This window comes from Kitasatospora sp. NPDC091257 (assembly GCF_044757675.1).
Classification (GTDB): domain Bacteria; phylum Actinomycetota; class Actinomycetes; order Streptomycetales; family Streptomycetaceae; genus Kitasatospora; species Kitasatospora lactacystinica.
In genome coordinates, this window is record NZ_JBIVVI010000029.1 from 1 (window position 1) to 18,233 (window position 18,233).

The 18,233-nt window shown below is 69.2% G+C and carries 25 protein-coding genes; 3 read left to right on the forward strand and 22 right to left on the reverse strand.

Annotated features, from left to right (window positions below):
- Positions 1 to 132 precede the first annotated feature (132 nt).
- The 16 genes from ACIQOV_RS02545 to ACIQOV_RS02620 form a co-directional block, all read right to left on the reverse strand.
- Entirely contained in the window at positions 133 to 318 is a 186-nt protein-coding gene (locus ACIQOV_RS02545) for a type Z 30S ribosomal protein S14 (RefSeq protein ID WP_030393303.1), read from the reverse strand.
- Between the two features lie 4 nt (positions 319 to 322).
- On the reverse strand, positions 323 to 892 hold the full coding sequence (rplE, locus tag ACIQOV_RS02550; protein ID WP_030393302.1) for a 50S ribosomal protein L5: 570 nt from the start codon (positions 890 to 892) through the stop codon (positions 323 to 325).
- Positions 892 to 1,203 carry a 50S ribosomal protein L24 gene (rplX, locus tag ACIQOV_RS02555; protein ID WP_030055828.1) on the reverse strand — a complete coding sequence of 104 codons (312 nt, stop codon included), beginning with the start codon at positions 1,201 to 1,203 and terminating at the stop codon, positions 892 to 894. The genes rplE and rplX overlap by 1 nt, the downstream gene beginning before the upstream one ends.
- A gap of 15 nt (positions 1,204 to 1,218) precedes the next feature.
- Positions 1,219 to 1,590, reverse strand: a complete 372-nt coding sequence (gene rplN, locus ACIQOV_RS02560) for a 50S ribosomal protein L14 (RefSeq protein ID WP_030393301.1) — start codon at positions 1,588 to 1,590, stop codon at positions 1,219 to 1,221.
- Between the two features lie 102 nt (positions 1,591 to 1,692).
- The gene (gene rpsQ, locus ACIQOV_RS02565) at positions 1,693 to 1,965 is read right to left on the reverse strand and encodes a 30S ribosomal protein S17 (protein ID WP_030055826.1); all 273 of its coding nucleotides are present in this window, start codon (positions 1,963 to 1,965) and stop codon (positions 1,693 to 1,695) included.
- Positions 1,965 to 2,189, reverse strand: a complete 225-nt coding sequence (gene rpmC / locus ACIQOV_RS02570; protein ID WP_063348970.1) for a 50S ribosomal protein L29 — start codon at positions 2,187 to 2,189, stop codon at positions 1,965 to 1,967. Before rpmC ends, rpsQ begins: the two co-directional genes overlap by 1 nt.
- On the reverse strand, positions 2,189 to 2,608 hold the full coding sequence (gene rplP, locus ACIQOV_RS02575) for a 50S ribosomal protein L16 (RefSeq protein ID WP_030055824.1): 420 nt from the start codon (positions 2,606 to 2,608) through the stop codon (positions 2,189 to 2,191). Before rplP ends, rpmC begins: the two co-directional genes overlap by 1 nt.
- A 5-nt stretch (positions 2,609 to 2,613) precedes the next feature.
- Positions 2,614 to 3,438 carry a 30S ribosomal protein S3 gene (gene rpsC / locus ACIQOV_RS02580; protein WP_359820416.1) on the reverse strand — a complete coding sequence of 275 codons (825 nt, stop codon included), beginning with the start codon at positions 3,436 to 3,438 and terminating at the stop codon, positions 2,614 to 2,616.
- Positions 3,438 to 3,785: a 50S ribosomal protein L22 gene (gene rplV, locus ACIQOV_RS02585; protein WP_030055822.1), complete on the reverse strand. Its 348-nt coding sequence runs from the start codon at positions 3,783 to 3,785 to the stop codon at positions 3,438 to 3,440. Before rplV ends, rpsC begins: the two co-directional genes overlap by 1 nt.
- Before the next feature lie 57 nt (positions 3,786 to 3,842).
- The gene (gene rpsS, locus ACIQOV_RS02590; protein WP_030055821.1) at positions 3,843 to 4,124 is read right to left on the reverse strand and encodes a 30S ribosomal protein S19; all 282 of its coding nucleotides are present in this window, start codon (positions 4,122 to 4,124) and stop codon (positions 3,843 to 3,845) included.
- A gap of 11 nt (positions 4,125 to 4,135) precedes the next feature.
- Positions 4,136 to 4,972 carry a 50S ribosomal protein L2 gene (gene rplB, locus ACIQOV_RS02595; protein WP_320440637.1) on the reverse strand — a complete coding sequence of 279 codons (837 nt, stop codon included), beginning with the start codon at positions 4,970 to 4,972 and terminating at the stop codon, positions 4,136 to 4,138.
- Between the two features lie 43 nt (positions 4,973 to 5,015).
- The gene (gene rplW / locus ACIQOV_RS02600) at positions 5,016 to 5,333 is read right to left on the reverse strand and encodes a 50S ribosomal protein L23 (RefSeq protein WP_030280768.1); all 318 of its coding nucleotides are present in this window, start codon (positions 5,331 to 5,333) and stop codon (positions 5,016 to 5,018) included.
- Complete coding sequence (gene rplD / locus ACIQOV_RS02605; RefSeq protein ID WP_359897509.1) at positions 5,333 to 6,010, reverse strand: 50S ribosomal protein L4; 678 nt, start codon at positions 6,008 to 6,010, stop codon at positions 5,333 to 5,335. Before rplD ends, rplW begins: the two co-directional genes overlap by 1 nt.
- A gap of 5 nt (positions 6,011 to 6,015) precedes the next feature.
- Positions 6,016 to 6,663, reverse strand: coding sequence for a 50S ribosomal protein L3 (gene rplC / locus ACIQOV_RS02610; RefSeq protein WP_189916064.1), 648 nt, complete (start codon positions 6,661 to 6,663; stop codon positions 6,016 to 6,018).
- 14 nt (positions 6,664 to 6,677) lie between these two features.
- A complete protein-coding gene (rpsJ, locus tag ACIQOV_RS02615; protein WP_012785157.1) occupies positions 6,678 to 6,986 on the reverse strand; it encodes a 30S ribosomal protein S10 in 309 nt (102 codons plus the stop codon).
- Positions 6,987 to 7,378: 392 nt separating this feature from the next.
- Complete coding sequence (locus ACIQOV_RS02620) at positions 7,379 to 9,190, reverse strand: hypothetical protein (protein WP_401044042.1); 1,812 nt, start codon at positions 9,188 to 9,190, stop codon at positions 7,379 to 7,381.
- Between the two features lie 432 nt (positions 9,191 to 9,622).
- Between ACIQOV_RS02620 and ACIQOV_RS02625 the strand changes: the two genes are divergently transcribed.
- Positions 9,623 to 11,239: a hypothetical protein gene (locus tag ACIQOV_RS02625; RefSeq protein ID WP_401044044.1), complete on the forward strand. Its 1,617-nt coding sequence runs from the start codon at positions 9,623 to 9,625 to the stop codon at positions 11,237 to 11,239.
- A gap of 87 nt (positions 11,240 to 11,326) precedes the next feature.
- Here ACIQOV_RS02625 and ACIQOV_RS02630 read toward each other — a convergent pair whose 3' ends face one another.
- From ACIQOV_RS02630 to rfbB, 6 genes are all read right to left on the reverse strand, one after another.
- Complete coding sequence (locus ACIQOV_RS02630; protein ID WP_359897513.1) at positions 11,327 to 12,232, reverse strand: glycosyltransferase; 906 nt, start codon at positions 12,230 to 12,232, stop codon at positions 11,327 to 11,329.
- A gap of 4 nt (positions 12,233 to 12,236) precedes the next feature.
- Positions 12,237 to 12,635 (reverse strand): DUF2304 domain-containing protein, encoded by a 399-nt coding sequence (locus tag ACIQOV_RS02635; protein WP_401044046.1) that lies wholly within the window; start codon positions 12,633 to 12,635, stop codon positions 12,237 to 12,239.
- Complete coding sequence (locus ACIQOV_RS02640; RefSeq protein ID WP_359897515.1) at positions 12,632 to 13,321, reverse strand: glycosyltransferase family 2 protein; 690 nt, start codon at positions 13,319 to 13,321, stop codon at positions 12,632 to 12,634. Before ACIQOV_RS02640 ends, ACIQOV_RS02635 begins: the two co-directional genes overlap by 4 nt.
- A 68-nt stretch (positions 13,322 to 13,389) precedes the next feature.
- The gene (locus tag ACIQOV_RS02645; protein ID WP_401044049.1) at positions 13,390 to 14,706 is read right to left on the reverse strand and encodes a lipopolysaccharide biosynthesis protein; all 1,317 of its coding nucleotides are present in this window, start codon (positions 14,704 to 14,706) and stop codon (positions 13,390 to 13,392) included.
- A gap of 17 nt (positions 14,707 to 14,723) precedes the next feature.
- Positions 14,724 to 15,659, reverse strand: a complete 936-nt coding sequence (gene rfbD / locus ACIQOV_RS02650; RefSeq protein ID WP_401044052.1) for a dTDP-4-dehydrorhamnose reductase — start codon at positions 15,657 to 15,659, stop codon at positions 14,724 to 14,726.
- Positions 15,656 to 16,633 (reverse strand): dTDP-glucose 4,6-dehydratase, encoded by a 978-nt coding sequence (gene rfbB, locus ACIQOV_RS02655; protein ID WP_401044054.1) that lies wholly within the window; start codon positions 16,631 to 16,633, stop codon positions 15,656 to 15,658. Before rfbB ends, rfbD begins: the two co-directional genes overlap by 4 nt.
- Positions 16,634 to 16,714: 81 nt before the next feature.
- Here rfbB and rfbA point away from each other — a divergent pair, with 81 nt between their 5' ends.
- Together rfbA and ACIQOV_RS02665 are read left to right on the forward strand one after the other, a co-directional pair.
- A complete protein-coding gene (gene rfbA, locus ACIQOV_RS02660) occupies positions 16,715 to 17,590 on the forward strand; it encodes a glucose-1-phosphate thymidylyltransferase RfbA (RefSeq protein WP_380538540.1) in 876 nt (291 codons plus the stop codon).
- A complete protein-coding gene (locus tag ACIQOV_RS02665; RefSeq protein WP_401044058.1) occupies positions 17,587 to 18,186 on the forward strand; it encodes a dTDP-4-dehydrorhamnose 3,5-epimerase family protein in 600 nt (199 codons plus the stop codon). Before rfbA ends, ACIQOV_RS02665 begins: the two co-directional genes overlap by 4 nt.
- Positions 18,187 to 18,233: the final 47 nt, after the last annotated feature.

Below are 18,233 nucleotides of genomic sequence, written 5' to 3' on the forward strand. Positions count from 1 at the left end.
CACGGACGTCCATGGGGAAGCCGTGGCAGGGGGCCCGACCCCACTACCTTACGGGAATCCGTACGGCAGGCCCAAAACGGGCCGGTGTGGGATCGGGCACCTCTGCTTCGCTGTGTGCCTAAAGCGCCCTGATTACCAGGAGCTCTTGGTCACGCCCGGCAGCTCGCCGCGGTGCGCCATCTCACGGAGGCAGACACGGCACAGGCCGAACTTGCGGTACACCGAGTGCGGACGGCCGCAGCGCTGGCACCGGGTGTAGGCCCGGACGCCGAACTTCGGCTTCCGCTCGGCCTTCGCGATGAGGGACTTCTTCGCCATTGGCTCACGCCTCCTTGAACGGGAAGCCCAGAGCGCGCAGGAGCGCCCGGCCCTCGTCGTCGGTCTGAGCGGTGGTCACGACGGTGATGTCCATACCGCGCTGACGGTCGACCTTGTCCTGGTCGATCTCGTGGAACATAACCTGCTCGGTCAGACCGAAGGTGTAGTTGCCACGGCCGTCGAACTGCTTCGGGGAGAGGCCGCGGAAGTCACGGATTCGCGGCAGGGCCAGCGAAACCAGACGGTCCAGGAACTCCCACATGCGGTCACCGCGGAGGGTGACGTGCGTGCCGATCGGCTGGCCCTCGCGCAGCTTGAACTGCGCGATGGACTTGCGAGCCTTGGTCACGGCCGGCTTCTGACCGGTGATCGCGGTCAGGTCGCGGATCGCGCCCTCGATCAGCTTGCTGTCACGGGCGGCCTCGCCGACACCCATGTTGACGACGACCTTGACCAGGCCGGGCGTCAGCATGACGTTCTCGTACGAGAACTGCTCCTGCAGCTGACCCTTGATCTCGGAGTTGTAACGCTCCTTGAGACGGGGGGTCACCTTCTCAACAGTCGTCTCAGACATCAGATGTCCTCACCGGTTCGCTTGGCAACGCGGATCTTGTTGCCCTCGTCATCGAAGCGGTAGCCAACGCGGGTGACGACCTTCTTGCCGTCCTTCTCCACGACCAGCTGGACGTTGGAGACGTGCACCGGGGCCTCGACGGTGACAATGCCACCCTGAGTGCCCGGGCCCGGCTTGGTGTGCTTCTTGACCCGGTTCACACCCTCGACCAGGACCTTGTTCTCGGCGGGCATGGCCTGGATGACCTTGCCCTGCTTGCCGCGGTCCTTGCCGGTGATGACCTGAACCAGGTCACCCTTCTTGATCTTCATGCTGTTCGCCATGAGTTAGAGCACCTCCGGCGCAAGCGAGATGATCTTCATGAACTTCTTGTCACGCAGCTCGCGGCCCACCGGGCCGAAGATGCGGGTGCCACGGGGGTCACCATCGGTGTTCTTCAGAACAACCGCGGCGTTCTCGTCGAAGCGGATGTACGAGCCATCCGGACGACGACGCGACTTCACGGTACGGACGACGACGCACTTGACGACGTCACCCTTCTTCACCGAACCGCCGGGGATCGCGTCCTTGACGGTCGCGACGATGACGTCCCCGATACCGGCGTAGCGACGACCGGAGCCACCGAGAACGCGGATGCAAAGGATTTCCTTCGCGCCCGTGTTGTCGGCGACACGCAGTCGCGACTCCTGCTGGATCACAGCTTTCTCCTGATCGTCAACGAGAGCTGACGGGCCGGCCGCTGCTCACACCGGCGTCCCGCAGGGACCCGCTGCACATACGGCCGTACCACATCGGCTTCGTTACTTGGCCTTCTCGAGGATCTCGACGACGCGCCAGCGCTTCGTCGCGGACAGCGGGCGGGTCTCCGCGAGGAGGACCCGGTCGCCGATGCCGCAGGCGTTCGCCTCGTCGTGCGCCTTCAGCTTGTTCGTACGGCGGATGACCTTGCCGTACAGAGCGTGCTTGACGCGGTCCTCGACGGCGACGACGACGGTCTTGTCCATCTTGTCGCTGACGACGAGACCCTCACGGGTCTTGCGGAAACCGCGCGTCTCGTTGGTGTTCTCAGTCATCAGGCGTTCTCCACCGTCTCGATGCCCAGCTCGCGCTCGCGCATCAGGGTGTAGATCCGCGCGATGTCCTTGCGGACGAGCTTCAGCCGTCCGTGGTTGTCGAGCTGCCCGGTCGCCGCCTGGAAGCGGAGGTTGAACAGCTCCTCCTTGGCCTCACGGAGCTTGGCAACGAGACCCTCGTTGTCCAGCTCGCGGAGGTCAGCAGCCTTGGTGCCGGCCGACATCAGCTCTCACCTGCCTCGCGCCGGATGATCCGGCACTTCATCGGGAGCTTGTGAGCTGCGCGGGTCAGCGCCTCACGAGCCACCTTCTCGTTGGGGTACGACAGCTCGAACATGACCCGACCCGGGTGCACGTTCGCGATCCACCACTCGGGCGAACCCTTACCGGAACCCATGCGGGTCTCGGCCGGCTTCTTGGTGAGCGGACGGTCCGGGTAGATGTTGATCCAGACCTTGCCGCCACGCTTGATGTGACGGGTGACGGCGATACGAGCGGACTCGATCTGCCGGTTCGTCACGTAGGCCGGGGTGACGGCCTGGATGCCGTACTCGCCGAACGCGAGCTCGGTGCCACCCTTGGCAGCGCCACGGCGCTTGGGGTGGTGCTGCTTGCGGTGCTTGACCCGACGGGGGATCAGCATTGGGGTCAGGCCTCCGTTCCGGTGTTCTCGGCAGCCGGAGCCTCGGCGGCCGCGGCCGCGGGGGCCTCGGCAGCGGCGGGGCGACGGCCACGGCCACCGCGCTCGCCACCACGGCGGTCGCCACCGCGGGCGGGACGACCACCCTCGGGACGGGCCGGGCGGTTGCCCGAGCGGGCAGCGGCGTTCTCAGCGCGGACCTCGGCGATGTTCTTGACGTCGCCCTTGTAGATCCAGACCTTCACGCCGATGCGGCCGAAGGTGGTCTTGGCCTCGAAGAAGCCGTAGTCGACGTTCGCACGCAGGGTGTGCAGCGGCACGCGACCCTCGCGGTAGAACTCCGAACGGCTCATCTCGGCGCCGCCGAGACGACCGGAGCACTGGACCTTGATGCCCTTGGCGCCGGACTTCATGGTGCCCTGCATCGACTTGCGCATGGCACGGCGGAAGGAGACGCGCGAGGACAGCTGCTCCGCGACGCCCTGAGCCACGAGCTGGGCGTCCAGCTCGGGGTTCTTGACCTCGAGGATGTTCAGCTGGACCTGCTTGCCGGTCAGCTTCTCGAGGTCGCCGCGGATGCGGTCGGCCTCGGTGCCACGGCGACCGATGACGATGCCGGGGCGGGCGGTGTGGATGTCGACGCGGACGCGGTCGCGGGTGCGCTCGATCTCAACCTTCGAGATGCCGGCGCGCTCCATGCCCTTCGTCATCATGCGACGAATGGCAACGTCTTCCTTGACGTAGTCCTTGTACAGCTTGTCGGCGTACCAGCGGGACTTGAAGTCCGTGCTGATGCCGAGGCGGAACCCGTGCGGGTTAACCTTCTGGCCCATTACCGGGTCCCTTCCTTGCTGCTGACGACCACGGTGATGTGGCTGGTCCGCTTGCGGATCCGGTAGGCGCGGCCCTGGGCACGCGGGCGGAACCGCTTCAGGGTCGGACCCTCGTCAACGTACGCCTCGCTGATGACGAGGTCGTCCACGTTGGAGTGGTTGTAGTTGTGCGCGGCGTTGGCAATGGCGCTGTCGAGCACCTTGCCGACCGGCACGGTGGCGGCCTGCGGAGCGAAACGCAGGACGGCCTGGGCCTCCGTGGCCGGCAGGCCACGGATGAGGTCCACCACGCGGCGGGCCTTCATGGGCGTGACGCGGATGTACCGCGCCTGGGCCCTGGCTTCCATGGTTGTCCCCTTAATGGAGTAAGTCATTGAGTCGTTCTGGCGGTGAAGCTCAGGCGACTAGCGACGCTTCGACTTGCGGTCGTCCTTGACGTGGCCGCGGAAGGTGCGGGTCGGAGCGAACTCGCCCAGCTTGTGGCCGACCATCGACTCGGTGACGAACACCGGGACGTGCTTGCGACCATCGTGAACCGCGATCGTGTGGCCGAGCATGGCCGGGAAGATCACGGAGCGACGGGACCAGGTCTTGATGACGTTCTGGGTACCCGCCTCGTTCTGCGCGTCCACCTTCTTGAGAAGGTGGCCGTCGATGAAGGGGCCCTTCTTGAGACTGCGCGGCATCTGACCTGCTCCTAGCGCTTCTTGTTGGTCTTGCGGCGGCGCACGATGAGAGCGTCCGACGCCTTCTTCGGGCGACGGGTACGACCCTCCTTCTGGCCCCACGGCGAGACCGGGTGGCGACCACCGGAGGTCTTACCCTCACCACCACCGTGCGGGTGGTCGATCGGGTTCATGGCCACACCACGCACGGTCGGGCGAACGCCCTTCCAGCGCATACGGCCGGCCTTGCCCCAGTTGATGTTCGACTGCTCGGCGTTGCCGACCTCGCCGACGGTCGCGCGGCAGCGCGCGTCCACCAGGCGGATCTCGCCGGAGGGCATGCGCAGGTGCGCCATCTTGCCCTCACGCGCCAGCAGCTGGATGCCGGAGCCGGCGGAGCGGGCCAGCTTGGCACCGCCACCGGGACGCAGCTCCACCGCGTGGATGGTGGTACCGACCGGGATGTTGCGCAGCGGCAGGTTGTTGCCCGGCTTGATGTCGGCGCCAGCGCCGTTCTCGATCCGGTCACCCTGCGCGATGCCGCGCGGCGCGATGATGTAGCGCTTCTCGCCGTCCGCGTAGTGCAGGAGCGCGATGCGCGCGGTGCGGTTCGGGTCGTACTCGATGTGCGCGACCTTGGCCGGCACGCCGTCCTTGTCGTGACGACGGAAGTCGATCACGCGGTAGGCGCGCTTGTGACCGCCACCCTGGTGGCGAACGGTGATCCGACCGGCGTTGTTACGGCCGCCCTTGCTGTGCAGGGGGCGAACCAGCGACTTCTCCGGCGTGGACCGCGTGATCTCTACGAAGTCGGCCACGCTGGAGCCACGACGGCCCGGCGTAGTCGGCTTGTACTTGCGGATGCCCATTTGGCTCTCTCGTCCTCGTCCTTATCGACGATCACGATCTCCGTTAGGAGACCGGACCACCGAAGATGTCGATGCGGTTGCCCTCGGCCAGCGTCACGATGGCGCGCTTGGTGTCCTTGCGCTTGCCAAAGCCCGTCTTGGAGCGCTTGCGCTTGCCCTGACGGTTGATCGTGTTGACAGCCTCGACCTTGACCGAGAAGACCGCCTCGACGGCCTGCTTGATCTGGGTCTTGTTGGCGCCCGGCGACACGATGAACGTGTACTTGTTCTCGTCGAGAAGGCTGTAGCTCTTCTCGGAGATGACCGGCTTCACCAGGACGTCACGGGGGTCCGTGAACGTCTTGCTCGTAACGTCGCTCATCAGGCGGCGCTCCCTTCGAGCTCGCCCTCAGCGGCAACGGCCTTGGCGGACGCGGCCGGACCGGCCACGAAACGCTCGAAGGCGGCCTGGGTGAAGACCACATCGTCGGAGACGAGCACGTCGTAGGTGTTCAGCTGACCGGCGTCCAGGATGTGCACGTGCGGCAGGTTACGAGCGGACTTCAGGCCCAGCTCGTCCTCGCGCTCGACGACCAGGAGGACGTTCTTGCGCTCGGTGATCTTGCCGAACAGGCCCTTGGCGGCCTTGGTCGACGGCACCTCGGCCGCGACCACGTCGGTGACGACGTGGATGCGGTTGTGGCGGGCCCGGTCGGTGAGCGCACCGCGCAGAGCGGCGGCGATCATCTTCTTCGGGGTCCGCTGCGAGTAGTCGCGCGGCACGGGACCGTGCACGACGCCACCGCCGGCGAACTGCGGCGCACGGGTCGAGCCCTGACGGGCGCGGCCGGTGCCCTTCTGGCGGTACGGCTTCTTGCCGCCGCCGCGGACCTCGCCACGAGTCTTGGTCTTGTGGGTGCCCTGACGGGCCGCAGCGAGCTGCGCCACGACGACCTGGTGCATCAGCGGAACGCTGACCTTCGCGTCGAAGATCTCGGCCGGCAGCTCGAGGCTGCCGGTCTTGTCACCCGAGGGCGACAGGATGTCAATGGTGCTCATATCCTTCACAGCCCCTTCGCCGCGGTGCGGACGAGGACGAGGCCGCCGTTCGGGCCCGGGATCGCACCCTTGATCAGGAGCAGACCCTTCTCCGCGTCAACCGCGTGCACGGTCAGGTTCTGGGTGGTCACACGCTCGTGACCCATCCGGCCGGCCATCTTCAGGCCCTTGAACACGCGGCCCGGGGTGGCGCAGCCACCGATGGAACCGGGCGAACGGTGCTTGCGCTGCACGCCGTGACCGGCGCCGAGGCCCCGGAAGTTGTGGCGCTTCATGACACCGGCGAAGCCCTTGCCCTTGGAGGTGCCGGTCACGTCGACCTTGACACCCGCCTCGAACAGCTCGGCGGTGATCTCCTGGCCCAGGGTGTACTCGGACGCGTCCGAGGTACGCAGCTCGACCAGGTGGCGGCGCGGGGTGACACCGGCCTTGGCGAAGTGACCCGCGAGGGGCTTGTTCACCTTGCGGGGGTCGATCTCGCCGAAGCCGATCTGGACGGCGTCGTAGCCGGCCGGGCTGTCGGCGGTGTGGACCTGGGTCACGACATTGGGCCCAGCCTTGACGACGGTCACCGGGACGACCCGGTTGTTCTCGTCCCAGACCTGGGTCATGCCGAGCTTCTCGCCCAGGATGCCCTTAATCTGCTTAGCCATCTTCGGTGCGCCTCTCAGAGCTTGATCTCGATGTCGACGCCGGCCGGCAGGTCGAGACGCATGAGCGAGTCAACCGTCTTCGGCGTGGGGTCGAGGATGTCGATCAGACGCTTGTGAGTACGCATCTCGAAGTGCTCGCGCGAGTCCTTGTACTTGTGCGGCGAGCGGATGACGCAGTACACGTTCTTCTCAGTGGGCAGCGGCACCGGGCCCGCGACCTGCGCACCAGTACGGATCACCGTCTCGACGATCTTCTTCGCCGAAGAGTCGATGACCTCGTGGTCGTAGGCCTTGAGCCGGATGCGGATCTTCTGTCCCGCCATGGCTACTCAGTAGTCCTTTGTCCTTAGTCACTGCACGACAACCCTCCGACCCCCGCGCTCGGGCGTGTCGCACTCGCGCTTGCAAAAAACCAACGAATCACTTCGTCGGTTTAGAACTTTCGGGGTTGGGGGCACCGGGTCGAGGCCCCGCTCACGCTTCCCGGAAGATTCCCGTACTTTCGCCCCGCAGCTGCCGTGGCGTAGAACTCACGCTTGACGGCCATCACGGGAACGACGAGTACATGGGACTCGCTTCCAGTCCTCCCGGCGGGAGGCGCGCAGCATCGGCACTCAACCGAGCAACTTGGACATACTGCCACATGGAGCAGCCCGGATGCCAATCGGGGCCGGTGAGGCGCTCCTCACCGGCCCCGATGGGGTGAACGCCCTGGTCAGTCCTTGCGCCAGAGCACCCAGCCGCGGTCCTTGTTGTACGTCGCGACGTGCCAGCCGGGCTTCGGATTCGGCCAGCTGGCCTCCGGCGGGGCGTCCTTGCCGGTGGCCGCCAGGAACGCGGTGGCCTTCTCCGGCGGGGCGTTGCCGCCCTTGACGTTGTCCGTCCAGACCCGGCCCCAGTAGACCTCGTAGGCCATCGCCATCCGGGTGTCCCAGTCGAGGTCCCAGTCCAGGACCACGTTGTCGCCCTTGCGCAGGCCCGCCTCCTTGGCCACGCCGACCGCCTGGTACTTGCGGAACTTGGCGTGCGGCTCGGAGACGTTGTCGGTGATGGCGATCGTCGCGTAGGCCGCGAACAGCGTCAGGCAGGCCACCACCGCGGCGACCACCCGGCGCCCACCGGCCACCCGCAGCAGCAGGCAGGCGGCCAGCACCGCCAGCGCGCCGAAGCTCGTCCGGATCATGTGCAGGCCGTCCCAGGTCGAGGCCAGGAACATCGCGTCCGGCACCGTCCACGGGCTGACCCAGAGCTTGAGCGCGGCACCCGCGTACGCGCCGACCGACACCTGGATGACACCGATCACCACCGTGCCGACCAGCGCCATCCACAGCAGCGCACGGACCCCGGCCCGGAACAGCGCGGTCAGGCCGACCACCAGGAAGAGCGGCACCAGCACCGCGCAGTACCGGGCGTACACCCAGTTGTCGGTCCGGTCGTTGTCCGCCAGGCCGGCCGCCGAGGCCAGCGCGGTGCCGAACAGCATGGCCACCATGGTGAAGGCCACCACCCGCTCGGCCACCGAGTACCGGCGCCGGAACACCACCACCACGCACAGCACGAGGGCGATCGCCCCGAAGCCGTACGTGGAGGTCATGAAGTACCACAGCTGCCCGAACGTGCGGGCGACGATCGTGCCGATGTACGTGCTGTCCTCAAGGTTCTCGAAGACCTTGTTGCCGACGTCGCTCGGCGGCACGTCCTTGAACTGGCTCTCGACGAAGCCGGCCAGCAGCTTGGCGCCCAGGTACGACACCCCGAGCGCGCCGACGCCGGCCAGCGAGGCGAGCCGCGGCGCCCAGCCGAGGACCAGCACCACGACCAGCACCAGCGCCGTCAGCGCCACGACCACGCCGCCCCGGTCGTGGGTGGCCATCGTGTAGCCGGCCGCCAGGCCCATCCCCGCCGCGTACAGCGCGCGGCGGCGCGCCGTGCCGGGCGAGAGCCAGCCGTGCATCGCGAGCACCCAGGCCAGCAGGAGCACCGGCAGCACGGTGTCCGACATGACGAACTGGGAGTAGAAGACCACCGGCGGCACCAGCGCCACGGCGGTGCCCACCAGGTACGCCTGCGGCCGGGACAGGCCCAGCCGGCGCGCGGCCACCACGGCCAGCGGGAACACCAGCGCGTTGAGCACCGCGTTGATGCCCATCACCAGGTGGTACGCGGTGGCCGGGTTGTCGGCGATCCGCAGCGCCGGCGAGATCAGCAGCGGGTAACCGCCCGGGATCACCACGCCGACCGGCATCTCGGTGGTCGGCCGGCCGGCCAGCACCCGCGCTATCACCAGGTACGAGTCCTCGTCGGCGTGCACCGACGGGAAGTAGTTGTGGATCGACAGCACCAGGCGGAACGCCACCTGCGCGCCGTACCCGAGCAGCAGGGCCGCCGGCCAGAACCAGCGGTGGGCGGCGAGCGCCCGCAGCCGGACCGGCACGACCGGGGCCGGGGTGCCGGACGCGCTCCCGTCGCCGCCCTCACCCCGGCGAGGCCCGTCGGACGTGTGGGCAGAGTCGATCAGCGGCTGCACCGAGACACTTCCCTACTTGTATGAGTTGACGATCTCGTCATGGCCGGTTCCGGACGGTGCGCCACGGGTCCTGCCACCACGCGTCGAAGCGCATCGGCAGTGTGCCACGCGGTGATCGGCCGGAGCCAACGCACTCCTCGCCCCTGGACGACAACGACCCGCCCGGGAACGGTGGTTCAGCCCGCGCTGATCCCCCGACCGAGGTGCTGGCAGAATCGCGGTGTCCGGCCACCGAAACCACACACCGCCCCCGCGTCCACGTGCTGCGGGAAGCAGAAGGACCGAACAGTGACGACGAGCGTCCAGCCCGCCCCCGCCTCGGGCAGGCATCAGGGCATACCGCCCAGCCAGAGGAGACGGGCAGCCGCTCTTCGCCTCCCCGCTGTCCTCTGGGCCGCGGAGATCCTGCCCGCGGCCACGGCGGCGCTGTTCATGACCGGTCTGGCATGGACCGTCCACCTGAACCCCATGTCGAGGATCGGCCAGGTCAGCGGCCTCGCCGCGCTCCAGCTCCGGCTCCTGCTGCTCGTCGGCCTCGTCGTCCTGGTCCTGGTGCCGGCGATGCGCCGCTGGGCGGACCTCCCGGTGCGGTTCGCCGCCGCCGCGGTCGCGGGCCTGTCCTCCGGCGTCCTGGCCGCCGGCATCTCGCTCGCGCTGCGCGACACCAACTGGCCGCTGTACGCCCAGCACGGCGACTCCGGCAGCCTCCAGGCCTGGGTCGGCGCCCTGATGGACGGCAAGTCCCTCGACGGCGCCTACCCGCCGCTGTTCCCGCACATCGTCGCCTTCATCGCCGAGCACCTCACCCACGGCCAGGTGGGCTACGCGCTCAAGCTCGCCGACCTGGCGTTCACCGCGCTGCTGGGCCCGCTCGCCTACCTGTCCTGGCGCCTGCTGCTGCCCCCGCTCTGGGCGCTCGGGATCGGCGTCACCGCCGCCCTGCCGATGGCGCAGCCGTACAAGCCGTACACCACCTTCGTGCTCGTCGCCTTCCTCCCCGTGGTGGCGAAGCTGATGCAGCTCCTCCAGCGCGCCCCGGACCTCCCGCGCCGCACCGCCGCCGTCCGCGGCGCCGTGCTCGGCCTCGGGATCGGGCTGCTGTTCCTCCTCTACTCCGGCTGGTTCGTGTGGTCCGCAGCCGGAGTGGTGGTGCTCACCCTGGTGCTGCTGCTGCGCGCCCGCCGCAGCGGCGGTACCCCCGGTCTGCTCAACGCCCTGTGCGCGATCGGCGCCGCCGCCGGGGTCTTCCTGGTCGTCGCCGGCCTCTACCTGGTCCGGCTGCTCGGGTCCGCCGGCAGCACCGTCGACCGCTACTGCTACTTCGACACCTACACCGAGCCCACCTACTTCGCGATGTGGCGCGACGACCTCCCCGGCACCGACGGCCAGAGCACCTGGCCGGTCCCCGGCGAGATCGGCGGGGTCGGCCTCTTCACGATCCTCCTGCTGGTCGGCCTGGGCGTGGCGCTGGCCCTCGGGATCGGCCGGGCCACCGTGCTGACCGCCGCCGCGTGCACGGCGAGCGCCCTGCTGATGCGCTACTGGTACGCCTCCCACATGGAGCGCGACCAGGCCGTCATGCTCTACCCGCGCACCAGCGCACAGTTGCTCTACTGCCTGCTGGTCCTCGTCGGGCTGGCGTGCTACCTGATCGTCCGCCGCCGCCAGGGCGCCCCGGCGGCTCCCACCGCCGAGACGGCCGCGGAGACCGGACGCCGGGTCCCGCTGCGCCTCAACCCGCGCGGTGTGGCCATCGGCGCCATCTGCTCGCTGGGCCTGCTCTTCGGCATGGCCGGCTCCGCCACCGCCAGCAAGTACATGCCCGACCCGCACTGGGGCCCGGGCGCGCTGGCCTGGATCGCGCAGAGCACCGCCGACACCAAGGGGCACTGCTCGCGCTACGCGCCCAACGGCCGGTGCGACCAGCCGACGGACATCAGCAACCTGCTGGAGCCGGTGCCCGACACCGGGAAGCTCGCGTGCCCGAAGGTCAACCCGTACCCGCCGCGGCAGCCCGACCCGCTCGGTCCCTCGGGCGCGCCCTGGTAACCCGTGGCGAGGCGCCCGCGAACGGCACTGGGCCGGTAGTCCGAGTTCGGACTACCGGCCCAGTGCCGTATCAGGACCTACGAGCGGTCAGTGCCGCTCTCCGCCGGTCAGCGCGTGGCGGACCAGGACCTTGGCGCCGTCCCGCTGGCCGCGCTTCAGCGCGCCCGGCAGCATGGTCAGCGCGTGCAGCCGGGAGGCGCTGCGGAACCGGGCCGCACGGGCGGCCTTCGGCCAGCCGCGGGCGTCCATCCGCTCGGCCACCGCGTTGAAGTACCGCTCCGCCTCGGTGAACCGGGTGCCGGAGAAGGCCTGCACCGAGGACTCGCTGACGGCGTGCCGGCGGTACTGGAAGACGACGGTGGTGTTGTCCACCATCATCTGCTCGCCGCGCTCCAGCAGGTCGACGACCAGGGCCAGGTCCTGGATCACCGAGTACTCGTCACGGAAGTTGACCGCGCGCAGCGCCTCGCCCCGCCAGCAGATCGACGGGAAGTAGAGCCAGTTGCCGCGCAGCACGCTCGCGGCCAGCTCCTCGCCGCCCATCAGCCGCCGGCCCTTGACGGTCGGCGCGTAGATCTTCTCCTTGACGTTGTCCGCCAGGCCGGAACGGCTGACCTCGCCGTTGCCGTCGATGACCTCGACGCCCGGCTGCACCATGCCCAGGTCCGGGTTGGCCTTGAGGATCGACCGGACGGTCTCCAGGTAGTGCGGGTGCAGCAGGTCGTCGCAGCCCATGATGACCACGTGGTCGGCCTTGGACAGCTCCACGCACTTCTGGAAGTTCTTGGTGATGCCGAGGTTCTGCTCGTTGCGCAGGTAGCCCACCCGGTCGTCGCCGAGCGTGGCGAACCAGCCCGGGACGTCCGGCTCCTTGCCGTCGTCGATGACCGTCAGCCGGAAGTCCGGGTCGGTCTGCGCGAGGATGCTCCGCACGGCGGCCTGCATCAGCGCCACGTCGCCGTAGTACGGCAGCATGAACTCGAAGGTCGCCACGGGATCAGACCTTGCTGCGGTCGACCGGCGCCGAGACCGGCAGGTCCAGGTCGAAGCGCTCCTCGTTCAGGCGGGCGCCCTCGTTGATCGCCACGGTGCGCGCCAGATCGGTGAGCTTCTTCTCCAGAGAGCGGAAGCGCAGGAAGGTGTTCAGGGTCAGGAAGCCCATGCCCAGCACCATCACGTACAGCACCAGGTCGGTGCCGCGGCCGACGCCGAGCTGGTGGGCCAGCCAGGTCACGTCGGTGGGACGCAGCACCGCGTAGATGTTCACGATCACGAAGACCGAGAACGCGATGCGCTTCCAGGCGCGGGTGTTGGCACGGTCCCAACGCCGGATGAACATGAAGGCGAGAGTGACCGAGCCGAGAATGAGAACCAGCTGGATCCAGAAGAATTTCATCGGCGGCTACGCTCCCGCAGCGAGATGTCGAAGATGATGTTGACGCCGTTGATCAGGGACTGACCCTTGGCGCGTGAGTAGTCGGTGTACAGGATGTCCACCGGGAGCTCGGCGACCCGGAGGTCCGAGCCGGCGAGGAAGCTGACGATCTCCGACGCGTGTGCCATGCCGTTCATGGTGATCCGCAGCCGGCCGGCGGCCTCGCGGTTCAGCACCCGCAGGCCGTTGTGGGAGTCGGTCAGCTTGAGCTTGCGAGCGGTCGGGCTGACGGTCGCCGCGGTGCGCAGGACGACCCGCTTGATCCACGGCACCTGCCCGTTCTGCTCGATGAAGCGCGAGCCGAGGACCACGTCCGTGTCGCCCTCCCGCAGCAGGGCGACCATCTTCTCGACGTCGGCGGTCTGGTGCTGACCGTCCGCGTCGAAGGTGGCGAAGTACTTGGCGCCCGGCTGGGCCAGGGCGTAGGCCAGGCCGGTCTGGAGGGCGGCACCCTGACCGAGGTTGACCGGGTGGCGCACCAGGTGCGCGCCCGTCTCCATGATGTGCTTGGCCGAGTCGTCGCCGCTGCCGTCATCGACCACCACGATGTTCGGGAACGTCTTTCGCGCCCCCTCCACAACGTCGGCGATCACCTGGCCCTCGTTGTAGGCCGGGATCACCAGCCAAACATCGTCGTACTGGGACACGGAGGCTCCATGAATGGGGTCTGGCCCGCGCTGCTGCGCGGCGATCTGAAGATGAGGGGCGGACACGGTCATTCACCGGCCGTCCGGCTGCTCAGCACCGCGGCGTTCGGGTCCCCCGGCTGCTGGACGAGGCCGGCGGAATTCGTCGCCGAACGGGCGAAACTCTGCCTCAGCACCGCCAGCATACCGAGGACGGTGGCCACGGAACCCGCCGTGTACGCAAGGATCACGCGGGTGGACACCTCGCCCGGCAGGAAGGTCACCCCGGCGAGGACCGCGGTGCCGAGCGCCCAGCAGAGCAGCTGAAGGTTGTGCCGCTTGAATACCATCAGCGCCTGGCCGAGCACCATCGCGAACATGTACGCCACGGTTCCGGCGGACAACCAGAAGAAGTCGAGGCAGCCGAGCACCGGCTTGGCGCCGAACAGCACCTGGATCAGCCACGGGCCGAGGGCGACCGCCGGGATCCCGCCGAGCACGCCGAGCGCGCCCACCACGACGCCGATCTTCTTGAGCATCCCGGTGAAGGCCGCCCGGTCCCCGACCGCGATCGCGGCGGAGAGGCCGTTCAGCAGCGAGGCCTGGAGCGAACCGAAGACGAACAGCGGCACCCGGGCCAGCACCAGCGCGTTGAGCAGAGCGGCGATCAGCGCGGAGTCCGAGGGCGCGAGCAGCTTGGTGCTCACCACGGCCGCGTTCACCACGACCTGCGAGAGCAGCGTCGAGCAGATCAGCAGGCCCAGCCCGGAGCAGAGTTCGGACCAGCCGACCTGCTCGCCGGGCTTCACCGCGCGCAGCAGCGGCGGCAGCGTGAGGATCGTGGCGAGGATCGGCGCGACGGCCAGGATCAGGCTGAACGCGAGCGCCGAGTGCACCCCGGCCACGCCGCAGGCGAAGGCCAGGCCGATCCGCAGGCCGCCGTCCAGGCCCAGCTGGGTGCCGTACGCGCCGAAGCGGCCGAGGCCGGCCAGCACGCCACGGGTGAGGTAGCAGACGGCCATGCCGGTGAAGGCCCCGCCGAGCGCCAGCACCAGCGAGCGGTCGCCGTGGAACATCGACCGGGCGATCGGGCCGGAGGCGGCGCCGAGGACGATCAGGGTCGCCCCGAGGATCCCGCCGGTGAGCAGGGCCGCCCGGCGCAGGACCGGCGCGGCACCGTGGCCGAGCGCCGCGCGCGCCGCGACGATCCGGGTGAGCTCCTGCTCGATCGGGAAGAAGACGCCGATGCCGACGGACATCACGATCGTCCACAGCAGCGAGACGTTCGCCATGTCGTCGACGGACAGGCTGTGGCCCGCCACCCCGAGGTGGATGTAGGAGGCGGCACCCAGGACGACGGTGCCGCCGGCCACCGCCAGGGTTCCCGGCGGTAGCGCGGCAGCCACCTTCGTCAGTGCGTTCTTCACTGAGGTCTGTCGCTCTCGGTGGTCCGGGCCGTTGCGGCCAGTTCGGCGAAGACGGGCCGGGCCAGCGCCTCGGCCAGCATGGCCCGCCACTCGGGCAGCGGCGCCAGTCCGGCGGCGGCCCAGCGGTCGTGGGCCAGCACGCTGAAGGCCGGGCGGGCGGCCGGACGGACGAAGGCCTCCGACGTGGTCGGGCGGATCCGCTCCGGGTCCAGCCCGCTCAGCGCGTAGGTCTCGCCGGCCAGTCCGCACCAGGTGGTGCGGCCGCTCGCGGTGCCGTGGTAGACCCCGGCCGGGGCCTGCCCGGCGAGCGCGGCCCGGCCGAGCTCGACCAGGCGGCCGGCCAGCGCGTACGACCAGGTCGGCTGGCCGTGCTGGTCGTCCACCACGTCCAGGGTGTCCCGCTGGGCGGCGAGCTTGAGCATGGTGGCCACGAAGTTCGGGCCGTGCTCGCCGTACAGCCAGGCGGTGCGCACGATGTAGCCGTGCTCGGGGAGCAGTTCGGCGACCGCCTGCTCCCCCACCAGCTTGCTGCGGCCGTACGCGTTCACCGGAGCGGTCGGGGCGTCCTCCGGGCAGGGCTCGGTGGCGTCGCCCGGCAGGACGTAGTCGGTGGAGACGTGCAGCAGCCGCGCGCCGGTCCTGGCGCAGGCCGCGGCCAGGTGGCGCACGCCGGTGCCGTTGACGGCGGTGGCGGCTGCCTCCTCGGTCTCCGCACCGTCGACGTTCGTCCACGCGGCGCAGTTGACCACGATGTCGTGGCCCTCGACGGCGGCCAGGACGGCCGCCGCGTCGGTGATGTCGAGGTCCGCCCGGCGCAGCGCGGTGATCTCGGCGGTCCCGTCGGCGCCCAGCACCGACAGCAGGTCCTGCCCGAGCATCCCGGCCGCGCCGGTGACCAGCCAGCGCACGGGCGCGGCGGCGTTCGCGGTCACTTGGCCAGGGCCGCCTTCTGCTTCAGCGGCTCCCACCAGGCGCGGTTCTCGCGGTACCAGGCGATGGTCGCGGCGAGGCCGTCCTCGAAGCGGACCTGCGGCTCGTAGCCGAGCTCCTCGCGGATCTTGCTGATGTCGATCGAGTAGCGGAGGTCGTGGCCCTTGCGGTCCGCGACGTGCTCGACCATGTCCCAGCCGGCGCCGGCGGCCTCCAGCAGCAGGCCGGTCAGCTCCTTGTTGGTCGCCTCGGTGCCGCCGCCGATGTTGTAGACCTCGCCGGCGCGGCCGCCGCGCATGACCAGCTCGATGCCCCGGCAGTGGTCCGAGACGTGCAGCCAGTCGCGGACGTTGCCACCGTCGCCGTACAGCGGCACCTTCTTGCCGTCGATCAGGTTGGTGGTGAACAGCGGGATGACCTTCTCCGGGAACTGGTAGTGCCCGTAGTTGTTGGAGCAGCGGGTCACCACGACGTCCATGCCGTGGGTGCGGTGGTAGGCCAGCGCCAGCAGGTCGGAGGAGGCCTTGGAGGCCGAGTACGGGGAGTTCGGCTCCAGCGGCCAGGTCTCGGTCCAGGAGCCCTCGTTGATCGAGCCGTACACCTCGTCGGTGGAGATGTGCACGAAGCGGCCGACGCCGTGCTTGCGGGCCGCGTCGAGCAGCACCTGGGTGCCGACGACGTTGGTCAGCACGAACGGGCCCGCGCCGGCGATCGAACGGTCCACGTGGGACTCGGCGGCGAAGTGCACCACCACGTCGTGTCCAGGCATGACCTGGTCGACGGCGTCCGTGTCGCAGATGTCGCCCTGGACGAAGGTGTAGCCCTTGTGGGCGGCCACCGGAGCGAGGTTCTCCAGGACGCCCGAGTAGGTGAGCTTGTCAAAGACCGTGATCCGGGCATTCTCGTCAGCCCCGAGGAGCTGACGGACGAACTCCGAACCGATGAATCCGGCGCCGCCGGTCACGAGGATGCGCATAATGCGCGTAGTCTACCGCCGCCCGAACGCCCTCCCGACCCGGCCCCTCCCGCGTTCACCGATCTCGAATAGGGTGCACCCATGCGTGGAATCCTCCTGGCCGGCGGCACCGGCTCGCGGCTGTGGCCCCTGACCCGTGCGGTGTCGAAGCAGCTCCTCCCGGTCTTCGACAAGCCGATGATCTACTACCCCCTCTCGACCCTGGTGATGGCCGGGATAAGCGAAATCCTGATCATCACCACCCCGAACGACCGGGACCAGTTCGAACGACTGCTGGGCGACGGTTCCCAGTTCGGCCTGAAGCTCCAGTACGCCGTCCAGGAGAAGCCCGAGGGCATCGCCCAGGCCTTCGTGCTCGGCGCGGACTTCATCGGCGACGAGCCGGTGGCCCTGATCCTCGGCGACAACATCTTCCACGGCACCGGCCTGGGCACCGCGCTCACCGAGCACTCCGACATCAAGGGCGGCCGGGTCTTCGCGTACCCCGTGGCCGACCCGACCGCGTACGGCGTGGTCGAGTTCGACGGGACCGGCCAGGTCATCTCCATCGAGGAGAAGCCGACCGAGCCCAAGTCCCGTTACGCCGTCCCCGGCCTGTACTTCTACGACAACCGGGTCGTCGAGATCGCCCGCACGCTGGAGCCGAGCGCCCGCGGCGAGCTGGAGATCACCGCCGTCAACGACGCCTACCTGCGCACCGGCGACCTGCACGTGACGATCCTCGACCGCGGCACCGCCTGGCTGGACACCGGCACGTTCGTGTCGATGGTCCAGGCCTCGGAGTTCGTCCGGGTCATCGAGGAGCGCCAGGGCTTCAAGATCGGCTGCATCGAGGAGGCCGTCTGGCGGGCCGGGCTGATCGACGACGCCCAGCTGCGCGAGCTCGCCGAGCCGCTGCTGAAGAGCGGCTACGGCCAGTACCTGCTGGGCCTGCTCGAAGAGGCGGCCGCCAAGTGAAGTTCCGTGAGCTCTCCATCGAGGGCGCCTTCGAGATCACCCCTCAGGTGCACGGCGACGCCCGCGGCCACTTCACCGAGTGGTACCGCTTCGACCGCCTCGCCGAGGTCGTCGGCCACCCGCTGAACCTGGCCCAGGCCAACCTGTCGCTCTCCGCCAAGGACGTCGTCCGCGGCATCCACTTCGCCGACGTCCCGCCCGGCCAGGCCAAGTACGTGGCCTGCACCCGCGGCGCGGTGCTGGACGTCATCGTCGACCTGCGGGTCGGCTCGCCGAACTTCGGCTCGTGGGAGTTCGTCCGGCTGGACGACACCGAGCGCAAGGCCGTCTACATCCCGGAGGGCCTCGGCCACGGCTTCTGCGCCCTCACCGACGACGCCACGCTGACCTACCTCTGCTCGGCGACGTACAACCCGACCGGCGAGCACGGCGTGCACCCGCTGGACCCGGATCTCGGCATCGAGTGGCCGACCGACGCCCCGCAGCTCTCGGCCCGCGACGCGGTGGCGCCCTCCCTCGCGGAGGCGCTCGCCGACGGCCTGCTGCCGGACTACCAGGCCTGCAAGGCCTACACGGACTCGCTGAAGCAGCAGTAGCGCAGCCCGGCCCACACGGAGGGGGGGGGGGGCCCGGGCCGCGCCCC